11 protein-coding genes are annotated in these 20,291 nt (G+C 59.8%); 9 read left to right on the top strand and 2 right to left on the bottom strand.

What is annotated here, in order from left to right:
* Positions 1-71: 71 nt before the first annotated feature.
* A complete protein-coding gene (gene ppk1 / locus AC559G_RS02130; RefSeq protein WP_498910952.1) occupies positions 72-2,135 on the top strand; it encodes a polyphosphate kinase in 2,064 nt (687 codons plus the stop codon).
* Between the two features lie 10 nt (positions 2,136-2,145).
* The gene (ppx, locus tag AC559G_RS02125; protein ID WP_279028059.1) at positions 2,146-3,678 is read left to right on the top strand and encodes an exopolyphosphatase; all 1,533 of its coding nucleotides are present in this window, start codon (positions 2,146-2,148) and stop codon (positions 3,676-3,678) included.
* 42 nt (positions 3,679-3,720) lie between these two features.
* On the opposite strand, the gene AC559G_RS02120 is transcribed toward ppx, so the two are convergent.
* Positions 3,721-5,955 (bottom strand): EAL domain-containing protein, encoded by a 2,235-nt coding sequence (locus AC559G_RS02120; RefSeq protein WP_498910949.1) that lies wholly within the window; start codon positions 5,953-5,955, stop codon positions 3,721-3,723.
* A 289-nt stretch (positions 5,956-6,244) separates the two neighbouring features.
* Between AC559G_RS02120 and AC559G_RS02115 the strand changes: the two genes are divergently transcribed.
* On the top strand, positions 6,245-6,421 hold the full coding sequence (locus AC559G_RS02115; protein WP_095847744.1) for a YfgG family protein: 177 nt from the start codon (positions 6,245-6,247) through the stop codon (positions 6,419-6,421).
* A 117-nt stretch (positions 6,422-6,538) separates the two neighbouring features.
* Positions 6,539-7,972: a magnesium transporter gene (gene mgtE, locus AC559G_RS02110; RefSeq protein WP_462614125.1), complete on the top strand. Its 1,434-nt coding sequence runs from the start codon at positions 6,539-6,541 to the stop codon at positions 7,970-7,972.
* Here the strand turns inward: mgtE and alkA are convergent.
* Positions 7,935-9,437: a DNA-3-methyladenine glycosylase 2 family protein gene (gene alkA / locus AC559G_RS02105; RefSeq protein ID WP_498910947.1), complete on the bottom strand. Its 1,503-nt coding sequence runs from the start codon at positions 9,435-9,437 to the stop codon at positions 7,935-7,937. The two genes, mgtE and alkA, sit on opposite strands and share 38 nt — an antisense overlap.
* A gap of 170 nt (positions 9,438-9,607) precedes the next feature.
* On the opposite strand from alkA, the gene yegD reads away from it, so the two are divergent.
* The 5 genes from yegD (at position 9,608) to mdtD (ending at position 20,286) form a co-directional block, all read left to right on the top strand.
* On the top strand, positions 9,608-10,960 hold the full coding sequence (yegD, locus tag AC559G_RS02100; RefSeq protein WP_498910945.1) for an Hsp70 family protein: 1,353 nt from the start codon (positions 9,608-9,610) through the stop codon (positions 10,958-10,960).
* 457 nt (positions 10,961-11,417) lie between these two features.
* The gene (locus AC559G_RS02095) at positions 11,418-12,659 is read left to right on the top strand and encodes an MdtA/MuxA family multidrug efflux RND transporter periplasmic adaptor subunit (protein ID WP_498910942.1); all 1,242 of its coding nucleotides are present in this window, start codon (positions 11,418-11,420) and stop codon (positions 12,657-12,659) included.
* Positions 12,659-15,778 carry a multidrug transporter subunit MdtB gene (locus tag AC559G_RS02090; RefSeq protein ID WP_498910940.1) on the top strand — a complete coding sequence of 1,040 codons (3,120 nt, stop codon included), beginning with the start codon at positions 12,659-12,661 and terminating at the stop codon, positions 15,776-15,778. The genes AC559G_RS02095 and AC559G_RS02090 overlap by 1 nt, the downstream gene beginning before the upstream one ends.
* A complete protein-coding gene (mdtC, locus tag AC559G_RS02085; protein WP_498910938.1) occupies positions 15,775-18,855 on the top strand; it encodes a multidrug transporter subunit MdtC in 3,081 nt (1,026 codons plus the stop codon). The genes AC559G_RS02090 and mdtC overlap by 4 nt, the downstream gene beginning before the upstream one ends.
* 18 nt (positions 18,856-18,873) lie before the next feature.
* On the top strand, positions 18,874-20,286 hold the full coding sequence (gene mdtD / locus AC559G_RS02080; RefSeq protein WP_498910936.1) for an MFS transporter: 1,413 nt from the start codon (positions 18,874-18,876) through the stop codon (positions 20,284-20,286).
* The last annotated feature ends 5 nt before the right edge of the window (positions 20,287-20,291 follow it).

The following is a 20,291-nucleotide window of genomic DNA, read 5'->3' as shown; positions in this document are numbered from 1 at the left end:
ACAGTCTAACGCGGTATCCAGGCACGCTGGGCCGTCATCTAAACTCTCCCAATGATTGAACTGGAGTGGTAATGGGTCAGGAAAAGCTCTACATCGAAAAAGAATTAAGTTGGTTATCCTTTAACGAACGCGTTTTACAGGAAGCCGCTGATAAGAATAACCCCCTGATTGAACGCATGCGGTTTCTTGGCATTTACTCCAATAATCTTGATGAGTTTTACAAAGTCCGTTTTGCCGATCTTAAGCGGCGCATTCTGATCAATGAGGAACAGGGTTCCGCTGGCGCTTCCCGCCATCTGCTGAAAAAAATCCAGGCCAAAGTACTCAAAACCGATCAGGAATTCGACAGCCTTTATAACGAGCTGCTGTTGGAAATGGCGCGGAACCAGATATTCCTGATCAACGAGCGCCAGGTGTCGGAAAATCAACAGGCCTGGCTGCGCCAATATTTTAAACAACACCTGCGCCAGCACATCACGCCGATTCTGGTGAATCACGACACCAACCTGGTGCAATTCCTGAAGGACGATTACACCTATCTGGCGGTCGAAATTATTCGCGGCACGCAGATTGATTACGCCCTGCTGGAAATCCCGGCCGACAAGATCCCCCGCTTTATCAATCTGCCGCCGGAATCGCCGCGCCGCCGGAAGCCCATGATCCTGCTGGATAACATTCTGCGTTACTGCCTGGATGATATTTTCAAGGGTTTTTTCGACTACGACACGCTCAATGCCTATTCCATGAAAATGACGCGTGACGCGGAGTACGATCTGGTAACAGAGATGGAATCCAGCCTGCTGGAGCTGATGTCATCAAGCCTGAAACAGCGCCTGACCGCCGAACCGGTGCGTTTTGTTTACCAGCGCGATATGCCCAAGGAAATGGTCGAGATGCTGCGCGAAAAACTCGGCATCTCCAACTATGATTCGGTCATTGCCGGCGGCCGTTACCATAACTTCAAAGACTTTATCGGCTTCCCCAACGTCGGCAAGGCCAATCTGGTCAACAAGCCGCTGCCGCGCCTGCGGCACATCTGGTTCAACAAGTTCCGCAACGGCTTTGACGCCATTCGCGAGCAGGACGTGCTGCTTTACTACCCTTACCACACCTTCGAACATGTGCTGGAACTGTTGCGCCAGGCATCGTTCGATCCCAGCGTGCTGGCGATAAAAATCAATATTTATCGCGTGGCGAAAGACTCGCGCATTATCGATGCGATGATCCACGCCGCGCACAACGGCAAGAAAGTGACGGTGGTGGTAGAGCTGCAGGCGCGTTTCGATGAAGAAGCCAATATCCACTGGGCAAAACGCCTGACGGAAGCCGGCGTGCACGTTATCTTCTCGGCGCCGGGGCTGAAAATCCACGCCAAGCTGTTCCTGATTTCCCGGCGTGAAGGCGATGACATTGTACGCTATGCTCATATCGGCACCGGTAACTTCAACGAAAAAACCGCGCGTATCTACACCGACTATTCGCTGCTGACCGCCGACGCGCGCATCACCAACGAAGTCCGGCGGGTGTTCAACTTTATTGAAAACCCTTACCGGCCGGTCTCCTTCGATTACCTGATGGTGTCGCCGCAGAACTCGCGCCTGAAACTGTACGAACTGATCGACAACGAAATCGCCAACGCCAAAGCCGGCGAGCCGGCCGGCATTACGCTGAAGGTCAACAACCTGGTGGATAAAGGGCTGGTGGATCGGCTGTATGCCGCCTCTAACGCCGGGGTGAAAATCCGCCTGCTGGTGCGCGGCATGTGCTCGCTGATCCCCAGCCTGCCGGGCGTGAGCGAAAACATTCGGGTCATCAGCATTGTTGACCGTTATCTGGAGCACGATCGGGTTTACGTATTTGAAAATAAAGGGGACAAGAAAGTTTACCTCTCCTCTGCCGATTGGATGACGCGCAATATCGACTATCGGATTGAAGTGGCGGTATTGATGCTGGATCCCACGCTGAAACAACGTGTATTAGATATTTTAGAGATCCTGTTCAGCGATACGGTAAAAGCCCGCTATCTTGATAAAGAACTGAGCAACTCGTACGTTCCGCGCGGCAACCGCCGCAAGGTGCGCTCACAGGTCGCCATTTATGACTATTTAAACGCACTGGAACAACCAGAACAGTAGGCCAGCCACTATGCCGTTAAACCACACCATTACGAACAAACCGCAGGAAATTGCCGCCATCGATCTTGGCTCAAACAGTTTTCATATGGTAATTGCCCGCGTCGTCAACGGCGCTTTACAGGTTTTAGGCCGTTTGAAACAACGGGTGCACCTGGCCGATGGGCTGGACAGCAACAATGTGCTCAGCGATGAAGCGATTGAGCGTGGCCTGGCCTGTCTGGCGCTGTTCGCCGAGCGCCTGCAGGGCTTCCCGGCCGAAAACGTCACCATTGTCGGCACCCATACCCTGCGCCAGGCCGTGAACGCGGAAAGTTTCCTCAAACAGGCCGCCGGCGTGATCCCCTACCCGATCGAAATCATTTCCGGCCAGGAAGAAGCCCGCCTGATCTTTATGGGGGTGGAACACACCCAGCCGGAAAAAGGCCGCAAGCTGGTTATCGACATCGGCGGCGGCTCTACCGAACTGGTGATCGGCGAAGACTTTGAACCGCTGCAGGCGGAAAGCCGCCGCATGGGCTGCGTCAGCTTCGCCCAGCAGTTTTTCCCGAACGGCGAAATCAGCAAGACCAACTTCAAACGCGCACGCCTGGCCGCCGCACAGAAACTGGAAACGCTGGCCTGGCAATACCGCATTCAGGGCTGGCAATATGCCCTCGGCGCGTCCGGCACCATCAAGGCCGCCTATGAAGTGTTGGTCGCCATGGGCGAAAAAGACGGCCTGATCACGCCGGATCGGCTGGATATGCTGGCCGAACAGGTGCTGCAATTTAAAAACTTCAGCGCATTGAGCCTGCCAGGGCTGTCGGAAGACCGCCAGTCGGTGTTTGTGCCGGGGTTGGCGATTCTGTGCGGCGTGTTCGATGCCCTGGCGATCCACGATCTGCGCCTTTCCGACGGCGCATTGCGTGAGGGCGTGCTGTATGAAATGGAAGGCCGCTTCCGCCATCAGGACATCCGCAGCCGCACCGCGAAAAGCCTGGCCGACCATTACAATATCGACCGTGAACAGGCCCGCCGCGTGCTGGATACCACCGAATTACTGTATTCCCAGTGGATGGCGCAGAATACCAAGCTGGTGCACCCGCAGTTGGAAGCTCTGCTGAAATGGGCCGCCATGCTGCATGAGGTAGGGCTGAGTATCAATCATTCCGGCATGCACCGCCATTCCGCCTATATTTTGCAAAACTCCAACCTGCCGGGCTTCAATCAGGAACAGCAACTGCTGTTGGCCACACTGGTGCGTTTCCACCGCAAGGCGATCAAGCTTGATGAACTGCCGCGGCTGAACCTGTTCAAGAAGAAACACTATCTGCCGCTGGTGCAATTGCTGCGCCTGAGCACGCTGCTCAACAACCAGCGCCAGTCCACCACCACGCCGGAAACGCTGCGGCTGAAGACCGATGACAACCATTGGACCCTGAGCTTCCCGGCCGGATATCTGGCGCAGAACAACCTGGTGCAGTTGGACTTTGAGCGTGAGCAGGCCTACTGGGACGACGTGGTCGGCTGGAAGCTGATGATTGAGGAAGATAGCGCGCAATAGCGCCCACAGCGTTAACCGCCAGGCCCGTTAAGGGGCCTGGCATTAACCCTGGCCGGGCTGCGCCGCGGCCGGCAACAGCGTTTCCAGCGGCGCAGGCTTGCCCAGCAAAAAGCCTTGCATATAGTCCACGCCCAGCGCCTTCAGCGCTTCATACTGCTCTGCGGTTTCAACGTATTCCGCCACAATCGTCAGGCGCTTCATCATCGCCACCTTGCAAATAGAGGCAATAATCTGGTAGTTAACCGGGTTGGTCAGCATGTCGCGAATAAAGCTGCCGTCAATCTTCAGCGTGTCGACCTGCAGATCGTTCAGGCGATCGTAACTAGCATAGCCGGTGCCAAAATCATCCAGCGCAATATGGCAGCCCAACTGCCGCAGCTCGCGCAGCGCGGCGGCGGCACACTGCTGATCCTGCATCAAATGCGATTCGGTCACCTCCAGCACCAGTTGGTAAGGCTCTATCTGATACTGTTGCAGCAGTTTACTCACCTCCTGAAGCAACAACGGCCGGCACAGCGACAACGGCGACAGATTAACGGAAAAACGGATGCTGGGCAGTTGCTCCCGGTGTTGCTGCATAAACTTCAGCGTGTGCTGCAGCACCCACAGATCCAACCGATAGATCAAACCGAACTCATGCACCACCGGCAAGAATTCGTTCGGCGGCACCAACGCCCCTTCATCATCACGCATACGCAACAACACTTCGTAGTAGCGATCGCCACGCACGCCGTCGATGGGCTGCGCCATCAGCACAAAGCGATCGTTATCCAGCGCGTCCTGGATCCAATGCAGCAGCGCCACCTTACGCTTGAGGGTATCCTGCACCTGGCGCTGCGCACGATGGGAGCACTCAGGGCGCCCGCTGGTCAGGGAAATCTCCGCCAGCGAGCTTAATTCCCCCAACAGCACATGCAAATGCGCAACGTCGGCGCATATGCCGCAGTAGCTGATGCCGATCGGCGGATGAATCGGCAGGCCATTCCACACCAGGCGGTATTTCTCCAGCAGAGCGCTGACGGCCGCAACCTTGTGCTCACCGTCATAGCCGTTCAGGCGTAGCACCAGATCATAGCCGGGCAGGTGGTACACCCCCTCCCCGCTTTCCAGCACCGACAGCAATGCCTTCGCCAACTGCTGTTTAAAACGAATGCGCAGCAGCATGCCGTAGTTGCGGCTGAGAATATCCAGCTCGGCCACACGCAAAAAACACAGCGTTGAGCGCGGCGCTTTGGCCAGGTCGCGCTTGAGCGCGCGCAAATTCGGCAGGCCGATAACCGGATCCTTGCGCGAGGCATCCTGCGCTTTCTGATACACCATGCGCTGGCGGGTATTGATCACCGAGGTTAAAAAAATGCTCAGCGTGAACGCCACCATCATGGAAGAGATAAAGACCAGGTTGTGCAGCAAGTTGTTCTGCGGGACAAACGCCGCATGGTTAAAGAACAACACCAGCAAAGTGATTGACCAGATAATGCAGTTCAACCGAAAGCCAAAGCGCAACGAACCGTAGAGCATCACCGGCAGCAGCAGCGTCAGGCTATAGTCGCTGAGGAACAGGTTGGCGGAGTCGCCCCCGCGGTAGATCAGGATAAACACCAGCCCGGCCAGCGCCAGCAGCCATAGCGGCAGCTCGCTTTTTTTCGCGCCGGGCGCCACTTCGTGGCCCAGCCGGCACCACAGCACCTTGGCAAAGCGCGGCTTGCTGACGATACGCAGCAGAAAATAGAACAACGGCATGGCGGATAAACCGCCGAGCAAGAGCGCCTGAAAGTTGATCAGCGCACGCAAATAGTGGGCATTGCCGCCGATCATGCCCAGCTCGTCGGGCAAAAAACCCATGCCGATGCCAAGCTGCAGGCTGGGAATGAAAAACAGCGGCGGCAGCAACGCCAGCCAAATCAAGCGTGTTTTTGCCAAACGCAGATCGTCAATCGGCGCGCACCAATGGCGGTGCGTCTGGCTGCGGTAGCCCAACCAGCAGATGCCCAGGCTAAACAAATAGATCAGCAACACCAGCAGGCCTATTTCCAACCCCAGACGGCTGGCATAGCGGATGAACAGCGCCAGCGCGATGCCCGGGAGCGCCAGCCAGTCATAAACCATAAACAAAGAAATACACACCGCCAGCGGCAGATAAATCAAATAGATTTTGGCTTCTGGCAACATCAGGCGCGGCGAAAGCAAGCCGGCTAACGGAATAATCAGCAGGCTACAGATAATAGGCTGCCCCCACCACCGATAACGCAATTTATTCCATTGTTGCAAAATATCCATGCAGTACGGTTTCCACTGAAGCGTCATTCATTTCATTACACACCCTGGTTCGGCGCGTCGCCAAACACCGGCAATAATGGCAGAACATGCGGCCATCTGCACGGTGTTCTGCTATATCAAGCACTGTAATGACTAAACAATGTCTAAACATCCGCCAAAGCATTCATGAAATGAATAGACATTATTTGTTATCGCCGATTAAGATTATGATTCGAATTATTGGGGCTGTTGATCATGACTTATTCATGCAATGAATATTAATGGCCAAGCAATATATCTGGGGTTATAAATGCGAAAAAGAACCACGGGGCAAATGACGAAAATCGTGTTGCTGGTTAGCTTTATCATTTTAATCGGCCGTTTGCTGTATGCCGCAGTGGTCGCGGTGCCCCATCATCAGGAAAAAAAACGCGCGCCGCTGCAGCAAAGCAGCGAACAATACGATGCCTCCGAGGGCAACCTCTGAATCCCCCGCGCAGGCTTTACGCCACTTTCATCAAAATGACCCAAGCACTGGCTATGCTCCAGGCTGTAAGAGCAGCCGCGCCCCTGGGTGAGGGCCAAATCAGCGTTAAGGAATACCATGTTAGCCCCAACACATAACGTCAAAAAAGTGGCGGAACACCGCCAGCGAATCCTTTCCATCCTCTTAAACAACGATGAGTTGGTTGACGGCATTCTTGGCCGTGCCAGTGATGAGCACACATTAAGCAAAAGCGAACTGCTCAATCAAACGGCGGAGATCACTTCGCTGCTGGAAGACATGCACGCCGCCGACCTGGCCGACTTGCTGGAAGCGTTGCCGCTCGATGAACGCCTGGCGCTGTGGCGCCTGGTCGGCGTCAACAAACGCGGCCACACGCTGATGGAAGTGGCCGAGCCAGTATGGGACAGCCTGATCGAAGAAATGAGCGATAAAGACCTGCTCAAGGCGATCAAAACCCTCGACGTCGATGAACAGGCCTATTTGGCGCAATACCTGCCCCGCAACCTGATGGGCCGCCTGCTCACCTCACTGGAGCCGGATCGGCGCGCCCAGGTGCGTGAGATGATGCACTATGGCAAGGAAACCGTCGGCTGGATGATGGATTTCGAGCTGGTTACCGTTCGGCCGGACGTCACGCTGGGCGCCGTGCACCGCTTCCTGCGCCTGCGCAAAACCATTCCCGAGGCCACCGATAAACTGTTCGTCACCGATCGTAAAAACGGCCTGAAGGGCGAGCTGCCGCTGACGACGGTGCTGCTCAATGAGCCGGATGTTCTGGTCAAAGACGTGATGGACAGCGATCCCACCACCTTCCAGCCAGAGGATAAGGCCGAAGACGCAGCCAGCGCGTTCGAACGCTATGACTTGATCAGCGCACCGGTGGTGGATGCCAAGGGTAAACTGATGGGGCGCCTGACCATCGAGGAAATTATCGACTCGGTGAACGAAGAAAGCGACTCCAACCTGCGCCGTCTGGGGGGCTTAAGCCCCGAGGAAGATGTGTTCGCGCCGGTCAGTAAAGCGGTAAAAACCCGCTGGACCTGGCTGGCCATCAACCTATGCACCGCGTTTATCGCCTCGCGCGTTATCGGCCTGTTTGAACACACTATTTCACAGCTGGTGGCACTGGCGACGTTGATGCCCATCGTCGCCGGCATCGGCGGCAACACCGGCAACCAGACCATCACCATGATCGTGCGCGCGCTGGCTCTGCACCGGATTGAAAGCGGCAATATTTCACACCTGATGTTCAGGGAGTTGGGCGTGGCGCTGATCAACGGCATCGTCTGGGGCGGCATTATGGGCGTCGTCACCTATCTGCTGTATGACGACTGGGCCATGGGCGGCGTGATGACGCTGGCGATGATCCTCAACCTGCTGGTGGCCGCGCTGATGGGCGTGGTGATCCCGATGACCATGGTCAAGCTGGGCCGCGATCCGGCCGTCGGCTCCAGCGTAATGATCACCGCGCTGACCGACACCGGCGGCTTCTTTATTTTCCTCGGGCTGGCGACGATTTTTCTGCTTTAACGGCCGGTGGCGGCGCGCCCGGCGCCAGCCAGGCCGCGTTATGCCACAGGTGCAGCGTGGCGTAGGAACGCCATGGCTGCCAGCGTTCGGCATAGCGCGCAATTTGCCGCGGCGTCATACCGGGAAAGCGCTGTTTGATCAGGTAATCCCCGCCCAGGAAAACGTCTGGCCATGACCAGGCGCGCATCGCAATATAGCTCGCGGTCCAATCGCCAATCCCCGGCAACGCGGTCAGGTTGCGAATGCCCTGGGCGATATCCAGCACATTGTCCAGCTGCAGCCGCCCGTCAACCACCGCATTCGCCATGCCAATCAGCGCGGCGGCACGTTTCAACGGTATCCCCAGCGGGCGCAGATCTTCCGGCTGTAACTGCGCCACACGCTGCGCGCCGGGGAACACATGGCTCACGCCCTGATACGGCTGCACCAGTGCGCTACCGCAATATGCCGCTACCCGCCCGGCCAGCACCGCCGCCATGCGCACGCTGACCAACTGCCCCAGCACGGCGCGCACCGCCTGTTCAAAACTGTTGACGCACCCCGGCAGGCGCAGCCCCGCCGCCCCCGCAGCCAGATCCCCCAGCCCGGCGGCAATGCGATCGGGAGAAGCATCCAGATCAAACAGCCGGCGTACCGCGCATAATGCTTCCGTGGTCACCCGGCTTAGCGCAGGTGCTATCTCAACGCGCACCTGGTTGCGCGTCGGCTCGGGCTGCACGCTGATCCAGCCGGCGTATTCCTCGCCTTTTTGTCTTATGGCAATAGAGCGCAGATAGCGCTCCCCCTGCACCACCTCAACGCCTTCCACCGCACGCGCAGCCAGGAAAGCCAGCATACGCGGCCAATCGTAAGGGGGGCGATAACCCAGGCGAAACACCAGGCCGCGCTCCGCCGCCCCTTTCTGCGCCGGGCGATCGCGCAACGCAGAAGGGATCAGACGATAACGGGCTTTGAACAGTTCGTTAAAACGGCGCAGGCTGCCAAAACCGGCGGCATAGGCCACCTCGCTCAACGGCAGATCGGTATCCATCAGCAAGCGTTTGGCCTGCAACAGGCGGTGAGACTGGGCATAGTCCACCGGCGACGCACCGAACTGGTCGGCGAAAATACGCCGCAGGTGGCGGCCGGAAACGCCCAGCCGTGCCGCCAATTGCTCGCAGCTGTGCTCGGAAAGGTAGCCCTGTTCAATCAGTTGCACCGCCACCTGCGCATAACGGTTGCCCAAATCGATCGGCGCCAGGCCCGGCGCCAGCTCAGGGCGGCATTTCAGGCAGGGGCGAAAACCGGCAAGCTCGGCCGCCGCCGCGCTGGGATAAAAGCTGCAGTTTTCCTGCCTGGGCGTGCGGGCGCTGCATACCGGCCGGCAATAGATGCCGGTTGAAGAAACACCGACGAAAAACCGCCCGTCGAACTTGCGATCGCGCGCGCATAACGCCGCATATAACCCGTGCTGAGGAGAGTTCATGGCAACCCACTGGCCTATTTTTTCTCATTATAGATCGGCGGCGGCCGGCGGCTCGCGAGATTCGGACCCGTAGCTGCAAGCGGCAAAATTTAATGCCGCACGTTGCCCAGCCGCGCCGTCTCGGGTAAAGTCGCCCCCCTTCATTGGCATGGGGAACAACGGAAGAGATTATGTTTATCGGATTTGACTACGGAACGGCCAACTGTTCCGTCGCCGTGATGCAAGGGGATAGCCCCGAATTGCTGGCATTGGAAAACAATGGGCCCTATCTGCCCTCAATGCTGTGTGCACCCACGCGTGAAGCCGTCAGTGAGTGCCTGCACCGCCACTGGCAAGTGCCGACCGGCAGCGATGAAAACCAAATGCTGCTGCGCCGCGCCATCAACTACAACCGCGAAGAAGATATCCCGGTCAACGGCGACAGCGTGCTGTTTGGCCTGCAGGCGCTGGCGCATTACATGGAAGACCCGGAAGAGGTCTATTTTGTCCGCTCCCCGAAATCTTTTCTCGGCGCCAATGGCCTGAAGCCACAGCAAATCGCCCTGTTTGAAGATCTGGTGTGCGCCATGATGTTCCACATCAAACGCCAGGCGGAAAACGTGCTGCAGCACGGCATCAGCCAGGCGGTGATCGGCCGGCCGATCAACTTCCAGGGTATGGGCGGTGAAGACGCCAACCAACAGGCACAGGGTATTTTGCAGCGCGCCGCCGAGCGCGCCGGTTTTAAGGAGATTGCCTTCCAGTTTGAGCCGGTCGCCGCCGGGCTGGATTTTGAAGCCACCCTGAACGAAGAAAAAACGGTGTTGGTCGTGGATATCGGCGGCGGCACCACCGACTGCTCATTGCTGCTGATGGGCCCGCAGTGGCGCGGCCGGGCCGACCGCCAGCAAAGCCTGTTGGGGCACAGCGGCTGCCGCATCGGCGGTAACGATCTGGATATTATGCTGGCGTTCAGGCAACTGATGCCGCTGTTTGGCCTGGGCAGCGAGACGGAGAAAGGCATCGCCCTGCCGGCACTGCCCTACTGGAACGCCGTGGCGACCAACGACGTTCCGGCGCAAAATGATTTCTACAGCACCGCCAACGGCCGCCTGCTGCGCGATCTGATCCGCGACGCAGCCGAACCGGAAAAAGTGCAGCGTCTGCTGAAAGTTTACCAGCAGCGGCTAAGCTACCGGCTGGTGCGCGCCGCGGAAGAGAGCAAAATCGCGCTCTCGGCTGAAGCGCAAACCCAGGTGCCGCTGGCGTTCGTACAGCAGGCGCTAAGCGAAACCGTCACCCAAGCGCAGTTTGCGGAAGCGATCTCGCAACCGTTGCAGCGTATTCAGGAACAGGTGACGGCGGCACTGGCCGGCGGCCAGGCCACGCCGCAGGTGATCTACCTGACCGGCGGCAGCGCCCGCTCCCCGCTGCTACGCGCCGCGCTGCAACAGCAACTGCCGGGCATTCCTCTGATTGGCGGCAACGACTTTGGCTCGGTTACCGCCGGGCTGGCCCGCTGGGCGCAGACGCTGTTCCGCTAAGTTGTTCCACTAGGGCGCAGACCGCTGCGCCCTGGCAAAATGCCTTTTGTCGGCATGGCTTGATCCGCCAACAAAACCTGACATGGTTTCCATATTTCCTTCATCTTTATGCAGTGATAGCCCGCTAGACTAGCGTTCCACGCCCTCACCCCGGCCCTCTCCCAAAGGGAGAGGGGGCGTAAATGCAACCCCCGAGCGAAGGGAACACAACCACAGCGCCAAACGGTTCCCTCTCCCTCTGGGAGACGAAACACAAACACAGCGCCGGGCGATCCCCTCTCCCTTTGGGAGAGGGTTAGGGTGAGGGAAAAAGGGAAAGAGTAATAACCAGGCAACAAAAAAACCACTAGCCACAATACAATAAGTGATCATTCAAGTATCACTGTTGTTGATGCCTCATTTGATTAGCGTGCGCGATATTGCGTGCATGCCCGCCTTTGGAGAGATTTTCGTCGTCATGAATGCAAACCCCAAACGTCATTCACTGATATTGCGCCTGCTGGTCATCATAATCGTGGCGATCGCCGCCGTTCTGCTTTGGCGCCATTTCAGCGCGCCGCAGCCCGCCGCGGGCGCCAGCAGCGGCACGCACCACGCGGCCGGTAATGTGGGCTCAACCGGCCGGCACCGCGGTGCGCCTATGGCGCCAGTACAGGCCGCCAGCGCGACTTTGCAGACCGTGCCGCGCTATCTTTCCGGACTGGGCACTGCCACCGCCGCCAATACGGTGACCGTCACCAGCCGCGTCGACGGCCAGTTGATGGCGATCCACTTCACCGAAGGCCAGCAGGTCAAGGCCGGCGATCTGCTGGCGGAAATCGATCCGCGGCCGTTTGAAGTACAACTGACCCAGGCGCAGGGTCAGTTGGCGAAAGATCAGGCCACCCTGGCCAATGCCAAACAGGATCTGGCGCGTTACCAGCAACTGGCCAAGACCAATCTGGTTTCCCGCCAGGAACTGGATGCCCAGCTTTCGCTGGTGCGCCAGAGCGAAGGCACCATCAAGGCCGATCAGGGCGCGGTAGACAGCGCCAGGCTACAACTGACCTACAGCCGCATTACCGCCCCGATTGACGGCCGCGTCGGCCTCAAGCAGGTTGACGTCGGCAACTACATCACCAGCGGCGCCACCGCCGGCATCGTGGTGATCACCCAGACCCACCCGATCGATGTGGTGTTCACCCTGCCGGAGAGCAACATCGGCGAACTGATCCAAGCACAAAAGAGCGGGCCGGTGAGCGTGGAAGCCTGGGATCGCACCAACCAGCAAAAGCTGGCGACCGGCACGTTGCTCAGCCTGGATAACCAGATCGATACCACAACCGGCACCATCAAAATGAAGGCCCGCTTCGCCAACGATGACGATGTGCTGTTCCCCAACCAGTTCGTCAACGCCCGCCTGAAGGTCGACACCCTGCACGACGCCGTAGTTATTCCGGTCGCCGCACTGCAAATGGCTAACGACGGGCGCTTTGTCTGGATACTGAACGATGAAAACAAGGTCAGCAGGCGCAGCGTCACCGCCGGCATGCAAAGCAACCAGCAGGTGGTGATCAGCGCCGGGCTGAGCGCGGGCGATCGCGTGGTGACAGACGGCATTGATCGCCTGAGCGAAGGCCTTCAGGTTGAAGTGCTGGCGCCGCAGGAGAAACCCGCAGCAGAGGCAACGCGCCGGCAACCCGCTGCGAGGAAATCCTGATGCAACCGCAGCCCCCAAATGCCAGCGGCGGCCCTTCCCGCCTGTTTATCCTGCGCCCGGTCGCCACCACGCTGCTGATGGTGGCGATCCTGCTGGCCGGGATTATGGGCTACCGCGCACTGCCGGTGTCGGCGCTGCCGGAAGTGGATTACCCCACCATTCAGGTGGTGACGCTCTATCCCGGCGCCAGCCCCGATGTGGTTACGTCGGCCATTACCGCGCCGCTGGAGCGCCAGTTCGGCCAAATGTCCGGCCTGAAGCAAATGGCGTCGCAAAGCTCCGGCGGGGCTTCGGTGGTCACACTGCAATTCCAACTGTCGCTGCCGCTGGATGTCGCTGAACAGGAGGTGCAGGCGGCGATCAACTCCGCCACCAACCTGCTGCCTTCCGATCTGCCCTACCCGCCGGTGTACAGCAAGGTCAACCCGGCCGATCCGCCGATCATGACGCTGGCGGTCACCACCAGCGCTATGCCGATGACCCAGGTGGAAGACATGGTGGAAACCCGCGTGGCGCAGAAAATCTCGCAGGTGGGCGGCGTGGGGCTGGTGACACTGTCCGGCGGCCAACGCCCGGCGGTGCGCGTGAAGCTCAATGCACAGGCGCTGGCGGCCTATGGCCTGGACAGCGAGACAGTGCGCTCCGCCATCAGTAACGCCAACGTCAACGCCGCCAAAGGCAGCCTTGACGGCCCAACCCGCTCTGTCACGCTGGCGGCCAACGATCAAATGAAATCGGCCGAAGACTACCGCGCGCTGATCGTCGCCTACCAGAATGGCGCGCCGGTTCGCCTCCGGGACGTCGCCACCATCGAACAAGGGGCCGAGAACACCTACCTTGCCGCCTGGGCCAACAAGCAGCAGGCGATCGTGCTCAATATCCAGCGCCAGCCGGGCGCCAACGTCATCACCACCGCCGACAGCATCCGCGCCATGTTGCCGGCGCTGGTGAAAAGCCTGCCCAAATCGGTGGATATGCAGATCCTGACCGATCGCACCACCACTATCCGCGCCTCCGTCAGCGATGTGCAGTTCGAGCTGGTGCTGGCCATCGCGTTGGTGGTGATGGTGATGTATGTGTTCCTGCGTAACGTGCCGGCCACTCTCATCCCCAGCGTGGCGGTGCCGCTGTCGCTGGTCGGCACCTTCGCCGCCATGTATTTCCTGGGCTTTTCCATCAACAACCTGACGCTGATGGCGTTGACCATCGCCGCCGGCTTTGTGGTGGATGACGCCATCGTGGTGATTGAAAATATCTCGCGCTATATCGAAAAGGGAGAAAAACCGCTCACCGCGGCGCTCAAGGGCGCCGGTGAAATCGGCTTTACCATTATTTCGCTGACCATCTCGCTGGTGGCGGTGCTGATCCCGCTGCTGTTTATGGGCGATATCGTCGGGCGGCTGTTCCGCGAATTCGCCGTCACGCTGGCGGTGGCGATTTTGATCTCCGCCGTGGTGTCGCTGACGCTAACGCCCATGATGTGTGCACGCATGCTCAGCTATGAATCGCTGCGCAAGCAGAACCGTTTTTCACGCGCCAGCGAACGCTTTTTTGAGCGAGTGATCGCTCACTACGGCACCTGGCTGAAAAAGGTGTTGAACCACCCATGGCTGACGCTCGGCGTGGCGTTCGGCACCCTGGCGCTCACGGTGGTGCTTTACCTGCTGATCCCCAAAGGCTTCTTCCCGGTGCAGGACAACGGCATCATCCAGGGCACGCTGGAAGCACCGCAAAGCGTGTCGTTCAGCAATATGGCCGCGCGCCAGCAGCAGGTGGCGGCGGTGATTTTGCAAGACCCGGCGGTGGAAAGCCTGACGTCATTCGTCGGCGTTGACGGCAGCAACGCCACGCTCAACAGCGGCCGGCTGCAAATCAACCTGAAGCCGCTGAGCGAACGCAGTGAGCGCTCACCGGCGATTATCGCCCGGCTGCAGCAGGCGGCGGCGCAGTTCCCCGGCGTACGGCTGTTCCTGCAGCCCGCGCAGGATCTGACCATTGATACCCAGGTCAGCCGCACCCAATACCAGTTCACGCTGCAGGCGATGTCGCTGGAGGCGCTGGATCTGTGGGTGCCGCAACTGCTGGATGAGTTACGCAAGGCGCCGCAATTGGCCGACGTCACCAGCGACTGGCAGGCCGAAGGGCCAGTGGCGTTTATTAACGTCGATCGCGATCAGGCCGCTCGCCTTGGCATCACCATGAGCGATGTAGACAACGCGCTGTATAACGCTTTTGGCCAGCGTTTGATTTCCACCATCTACACCCAGGCCAACCAATACCGTGTGGTGCTTGAGCACGATGTGCAGCACACGCCGGGGCTGGCGGCGCTGGATGAAATCCGCCTGACCAGTAGCAACGGCACCATCGTGCCGCTCAACACCATCTCCAAAGTGGAAGAGCGCTTCGGCCCGCTGTCCATCAACCACCTGGATCAATTCCCATCGGCCACCATCTCGTTCAACGTGGCAAGCGGCTACGCGCTGGGGGAAGCGATCGAGGCGGTAACCCTGGCGGAGAAAAACCTGGCGATGCCGGACGACATCACCACCCGCTTCCAGGGCGCGTCGCTGGCGTTCCAGGCCGCGTTGGGCAGCACGCTGTGGCTGATTCTGGCGGCGGTGGTGGCGATGTACATCGTGCTCGGCGTGCTGTATGAAAGCTTTATTCACCCGGTGACCATCCTTTCCACCCTGCCGACCGCCGGTGTGGGCGCGTTGCTGGCGCTGATGGTGGCCGGCAGCGAGCTGGACGTCATTGCCATTATCGGGCTGATTTTGCTGATCGGCATCGTCAAGAAAAACGCCATCATGATGATCGATTTTGCGCTGGCCGCCGAGCGCGAACAGGGCCTGTCACCGTACGACGCCATTTATCAGGCCTGCCTGCTGCGTTTCCGGCCGATTTTAATGACCACCATGGCGGCGCTGTTGGGCGCGCTGCCGCTGATGCTCAGCCAGGGCGTCGGCGCGGAGCTGCGCCGCCCGCTCGGCATCTGTATGGTCGGCGGGCTGGCCGTGAGCCAGGTGCTGACGCTGTTCACCACGCCGGTGATCTACCTGCTGTTTGACAAACTGGCGCGCAACACGCACCGCCAGCCGGATCCGCAGGAGCTGCCGTGAGATTCTTCGCGCTGTTCATCAACCGGCCGGTGGCCACCACCCTACTGACTTTGGCCATCACCATTGCCGGCATCGTCGGCTTCAAGATGCTGCCGGTTTCCCCGCTGCCGCAGGTGGATTACCCGGTGATCTCGATCAGCGCCTCGCTGCCCGGCGCTTCACCCGAGACCATGGCGTCATCGGTCGCCATGCCGCTGGAACGGGCGCTGGGCCGTATCGCCGGCGTTAATGAGATGACATCCATGAGCTCGCTTGGCAGCACGCGGGTGATTTTACAGTTCGATCTCGATCGCGATATCAACGGCGCGGCGCGTGACGTGCAAGCGGCGATCAACGCCGCGCAAAGCCTGTTGCCCTCCGGTATGCCCAACCGGCCAAGCTACCGCAAGGTCAATCCTTCCGACGCGCCGATCATGATCCTGACGTTGACCTCGGATACCTATAGCCAGGGCCAGCTTTACGACTTCGCCTCAACGCATCTGGCGCAGAAGATCGCCCAAATGGAAGGCGTGGGCGACGTCTCGGTCGGCGGCAGCTCACTGCCGGCCGTGCGGGTGGAGCTGAACCCCAGCGCCCTGTTCAACCAGGGCGTCTCCCTTGACGCCGTGCGCGAGGCGATCGGCAATGCCAACGTGCGCCGCCCGCAGGGCGCGGTGCAAGGCCCGGATCGCCGCTGGCAGCTGCAAACCAACGACGAGCTGAAAACCGCCGCCGACTACCAACCGCTGATTATCCGTTACCAACAGGGCGGCGCCGTGCGGTTGAGCGACGTTGCCAACGTGAAGGACGCCGTGCAGGACGTGCGCAACGCCGGGATGGCCGATGCCAAACCCGCCATCCTGTTAATGGTCAGCCGTGCGCCAGAAGCCAATATTATCGAAACCGTGGATCGGATCCGCGCGGAACTGCCGGCGCTACGTGCCAATATCCCGGCGGCCATTTCGTTGAATATCGCCCAGGAGCGCTCCACCACCATCCGCGCCTCGCTGGCGGAGGTGGAGCGCTCGCTATATATCGCCGTTGGGCTGGTGATCCTGGTGGTGTTCATTTTCCTGCGCTCGGGGCGCGCAACGCTGATCCCGGCGGTTGCGGTGCCGGTATCGCTGATCGGGGCCTTTGCCGCCATGTATTTGTGCGGCTTCAGCCTGAATAACCTGTCGCTGATGGCGCTCACCATCGCCACCGGCTTTGTGGTGGACGACGCCATCGTGGTGCTGGAAAACATCTCGCGCCATATCGAAGCCGGGATGAAGCCGATGCATTCCGCGCTGAAGGGGGTGGGGGAAGTGGGCTTTACCGTGCTTTCCATGAGCGTGTCGCTGGTGGCGGTGTTTATCCCGCTGCTATTTATGGGCGGCCTGCCGGGGCGACTGTTCCGCGAATTTGCCGTTACCCTGTCGGCGTCGGTCGGCATTTCACTGCTGATCTCGCTGACCCTCACGCCGATGATGTGTGCCTACCTGCTGCGCCGCCAGCCGCCGCGCGCGCAGCGGCGCGCACGGGGTTTCGGGCGGCTGCTGAACGCCGTGCAGCAGGGCTACGCCCGTTCGCTCAACTGGGTGCTGGATCACTCCAGCTGGGTGCTGGCGCTGTTTATCGCCACGCTGGCGCTCAACGTCTGGCTGTACGTCAGCATCCCGAAAACCCTGTTCCCGGAGCAGGATACCGGCCGCCTGAACGGGTTTATCCAGGCGGACCAGAGCATCTCCTTCCAGGCGATGCGCGGCAAGCTGGAAGCCTTTATGAAGATCGTGCGTGAAGATCCGGCGGTGGACAGCGTGACCGGTTTTACCGGCGGTTCGCGCACCAACAGCGGCTCGATGTTTATCTCGCTAAAGCCGCTGACAGAACGCCATGACAGCGCGCAGCACGTGATCGCCCGGCTGCGCGCCAAGCTGGCGCAGGAGCCGGGCGCCAGCCTGTTCCTGATGCCGGTGCAGGATATCCGCGTCGGCGGCCGGCAGGCCAACGCCAGCTACCAGTACACGCTGCTGGCGGACGATCTTAGCGCGCTGCGTGAATGGGAGCCGAAGGTGCGCGCCGCGCTGGCCGCGCTGCCCGAACTGGCGGATGTGAACTCCGATCAGCAGGATAAAGGTTCAGAGATGGATTTAATTTACGACCGCGAGACCATGGCGCGGTTGGGGATCTCGGTCACCGACGCCAATAACCTGCTGAACAACGCCTTCGGCCAGCGCCAGGTGTCGACCATTTACCAGCCGCTCAACCAGTACAAAGTGGTGATGGAAGTGGCGCCGCCCTACACCCAGGACATCGGCGCGCTGGATAAGATGTTCGTGATCAACAACGAAGGCAAAACTATCCCGCTCTCCTACTTCGCCCAGTGGCGGCCGGCCAACGCGCCGCTGTCGGTCAACCACCAGGGGCTGTCGGCGGCATCGACCATTTCGTTCAACCTGCCGGAAGGCGGTAACCTGTCGGACGCCACCGCCGCCGTGGAGCGTGCCATGACCGCCCTCGGCGTGCCGGCCACCGTGCGCGGCACCTTTGCCGGCACCGCGCAGGTGTTCCAGGAAACGCTGCAGTCGCAAGTGTTTTTGATTGCGGCGGCGATCGCCACGGTGTATATCGTGCTCGGCATGCTGTATGAAAGCTATATCCATCCGCTGACCATTCTTTCAACCCTGCCTTCGGCCGGGATGGGCGCACTGCTGGCGCTGATGTGGTTCAACGCGCCGTTCAGCATGATTGCGCTGATCGGCATTATGTTGCTGATCGGCATCGTGAAAAAGAACGCCATCATGATGGTGGATTTTGCCCTTGATGCGCAGCGTAACGGCGGCCTGGCCGCCCGAGAGGCGATTTTCCAGGCCAGTCTGCTGCGTTTCCGGCCAATTATCATGACCACGCTGGCCGCGCTGTTCGGCGCGCTGCCGTTGGCGCTGGCCAGCGGTGACGGCGCCGAGCTGCGCCAGCCGCTCGGCATCACCATCGCCGGCGGGCTGGTGATGAGCCAATTATTGACGCTGTATACCACGCCGGTCGTGTATTTGTATTTTGACCGTTTGCAGATGGCATTTCGTCATGGTAAGAAACTCGCTCCGTTGAGCAAATAACCGAAGAATAGGCTGAATGTGAATCAACACCCCCTATCAGTGCAGTGGCAACTTTGGATTGTGGCTTTTGGCTTCTTTATGCAGACGCTGGATACCACTATTGTCAATACTGCCCTGCCGTCCATGGCCGCCAGCCTGGGGGAAAGCCCGCTGCATATGCAGTCGGTGATCGTTTCCTACGTGTTGACAGTGGCCGTGATGCTGCCCGCCAGCGGTTGGCTGGCCGACCGTGTCGGCGTGAAAAAGGTGTTTTTCAGCGCCATTGTGCTATTCACGCTGGGTTCGATTCTGTGCGCCCGCTCGCTCACGCTGAGCGAACTGGTGGCTTCGCGCATCGTTCAAGGGGTAGGCGGCGCGATGATGGTGCCGGTCGGCAGGCTGACGGTGATGAAAATCGTACCGCGCAGTGAATATATGGCGGCCATGACCTTCGTCACCCTGCCGGGGCAGATCGGCCCGCTGGTCGGCCCGGCACTCGGCGGTTTTCTGGTGCAATACGCCAGTTGGCACTGGATCTTCCTGATCAATATCCCCGTGGGCCTCGCCGGTGCGCTCGCCACCCTGTTGCTGATGCCGAACTACACCATGCAGGCGCGGCGCTTCGATATCGCCGGTTTCCTGATGCTGGCGACCGGTATGGCGGCGATGACGCTGGCGCTCGACGGCCACAAAGGCATGGGGCTATCCCCGTCGGCCATCGCCGCGCTGGTGGTGCTGGGCTGCTGCGCGCTGGCCGGCTACTGGTGGCATGCACGCGGCAACAGCCGGGCGTTGTTTTCCCTGCGGCTGTTCCGCACCGACAGCTACCGCGTCGGCCTGATTTGCAGCCTGCTGGCGCGCATCGGCAGCGGCATGCTGCCATTTATGACCCCGTTGTTCCTGCAGGTGGGCGTCGGGTTTTCGCCATTCCACGCCGGGCTGATGATGATCCCGATGATTCTCGGCAATATGGGCATGAAACGTATTGTGGTGCGGGTGGTCAACCGTTTTGGCTATCGCCATGTGCTGGTGGCGACCACGCTGCTGCTGGCGCTGATCACCCTGAGCCTGCCGTTGGCGGCGCTGCTCGGCTGGCTCTACCTGCTGCCGCTGGTGCTGTTTTTCCAGGGCATGGTCAACGCCCTGCGCTTCTCGGCGCTGAACACGCTCACGCTGAAAGATCTGCCCGATCGCTTGGCCAGCAGCGGCAATAGCCTCCTGTCGATGGTGATGCAGCTATCGATGAGCCTGGGCGTCAGTACCGCCGGCATTCTGATCGGCAGCTTTGCCCAACACTCGCTGGGGGCTGACGGTTCCGCCCTGCACAGTACGTTTATCTATACCTACGGTTGCATGGCGCTGATCATTGCACTGCCAGTGCTGGCACTGCTGCACGTGCCGGCCGACAGCGCGCCAAACCGTTTACTCACCAAGACCCGTAAAGGTTCATAGAGGCT

The organism is Gibbsiella greigii, assembly GCF_039540155.1.
GTDB lineage: Bacteria > Pseudomonadota > Gammaproteobacteria > Enterobacterales > Enterobacteriaceae > Gibbsiella > Gibbsiella quercinecans.
Note: the sequence above shows the minus strand (reverse complement) of the source record. Positions and strands in the feature narration are given on the sequence as shown.

Excerpts from the sequence above, each read along its gene's own strand:
- ppk1 (WP_498910952.1), top strand. The coding sequence starts at position 72 with ATGGGTCAGGAAAAGCTCTACATCGAAAAAGAATTAAGTTGGTTATCC.
- ppx (WP_279028059.1), top strand. The coding sequence starts at position 2,146 with ATGCCGTTAAACCACACCATTACGAACAAACCGCAGGAAATTGCCGCC.
- AC559G_RS02120 (WP_498910949.1), bottom strand. The coding sequence starts at position 5,955 with ATGGATATTTTGCAACAATGGAATAAATTGCGTTATCGGTGGTGGGGG.
- AC559G_RS02115 (WP_095847744.1), top strand. The coding sequence starts at position 6,245 with ATGCGAAAAAGAACCACGGGGCAAATGACGAAAATCGTGTTGCTGGTT.
- mgtE (WP_462614125.1), top strand. The coding sequence starts at position 6,539 with ATGTTAGCCCCAACACATAACGTCAAAAAAGTGGCGGAACACCGCCAG.
- alkA (WP_498910947.1), bottom strand. The coding sequence starts at position 9,437 with ATGAACTCTCCTCAGCACGGGTTATATGCGGCGTTATGCGCGCGCGAT.
- yegD (WP_498910945.1), top strand. The coding sequence starts at position 9,608 with ATGTTTATCGGATTTGACTACGGAACGGCCAACTGTTCCGTCGCCGTG.
- AC559G_RS02095 (WP_498910942.1), top strand. The coding sequence starts at position 11,418 with ATGAATGCAAACCCCAAACGTCATTCACTGATATTGCGCCTGCTGGTC.
- AC559G_RS02090 (WP_498910940.1), top strand. The coding sequence starts at position 12,659 with ATGCAACCGCAGCCCCCAAATGCCAGCGGCGGCCCTTCCCGCCTGTTT.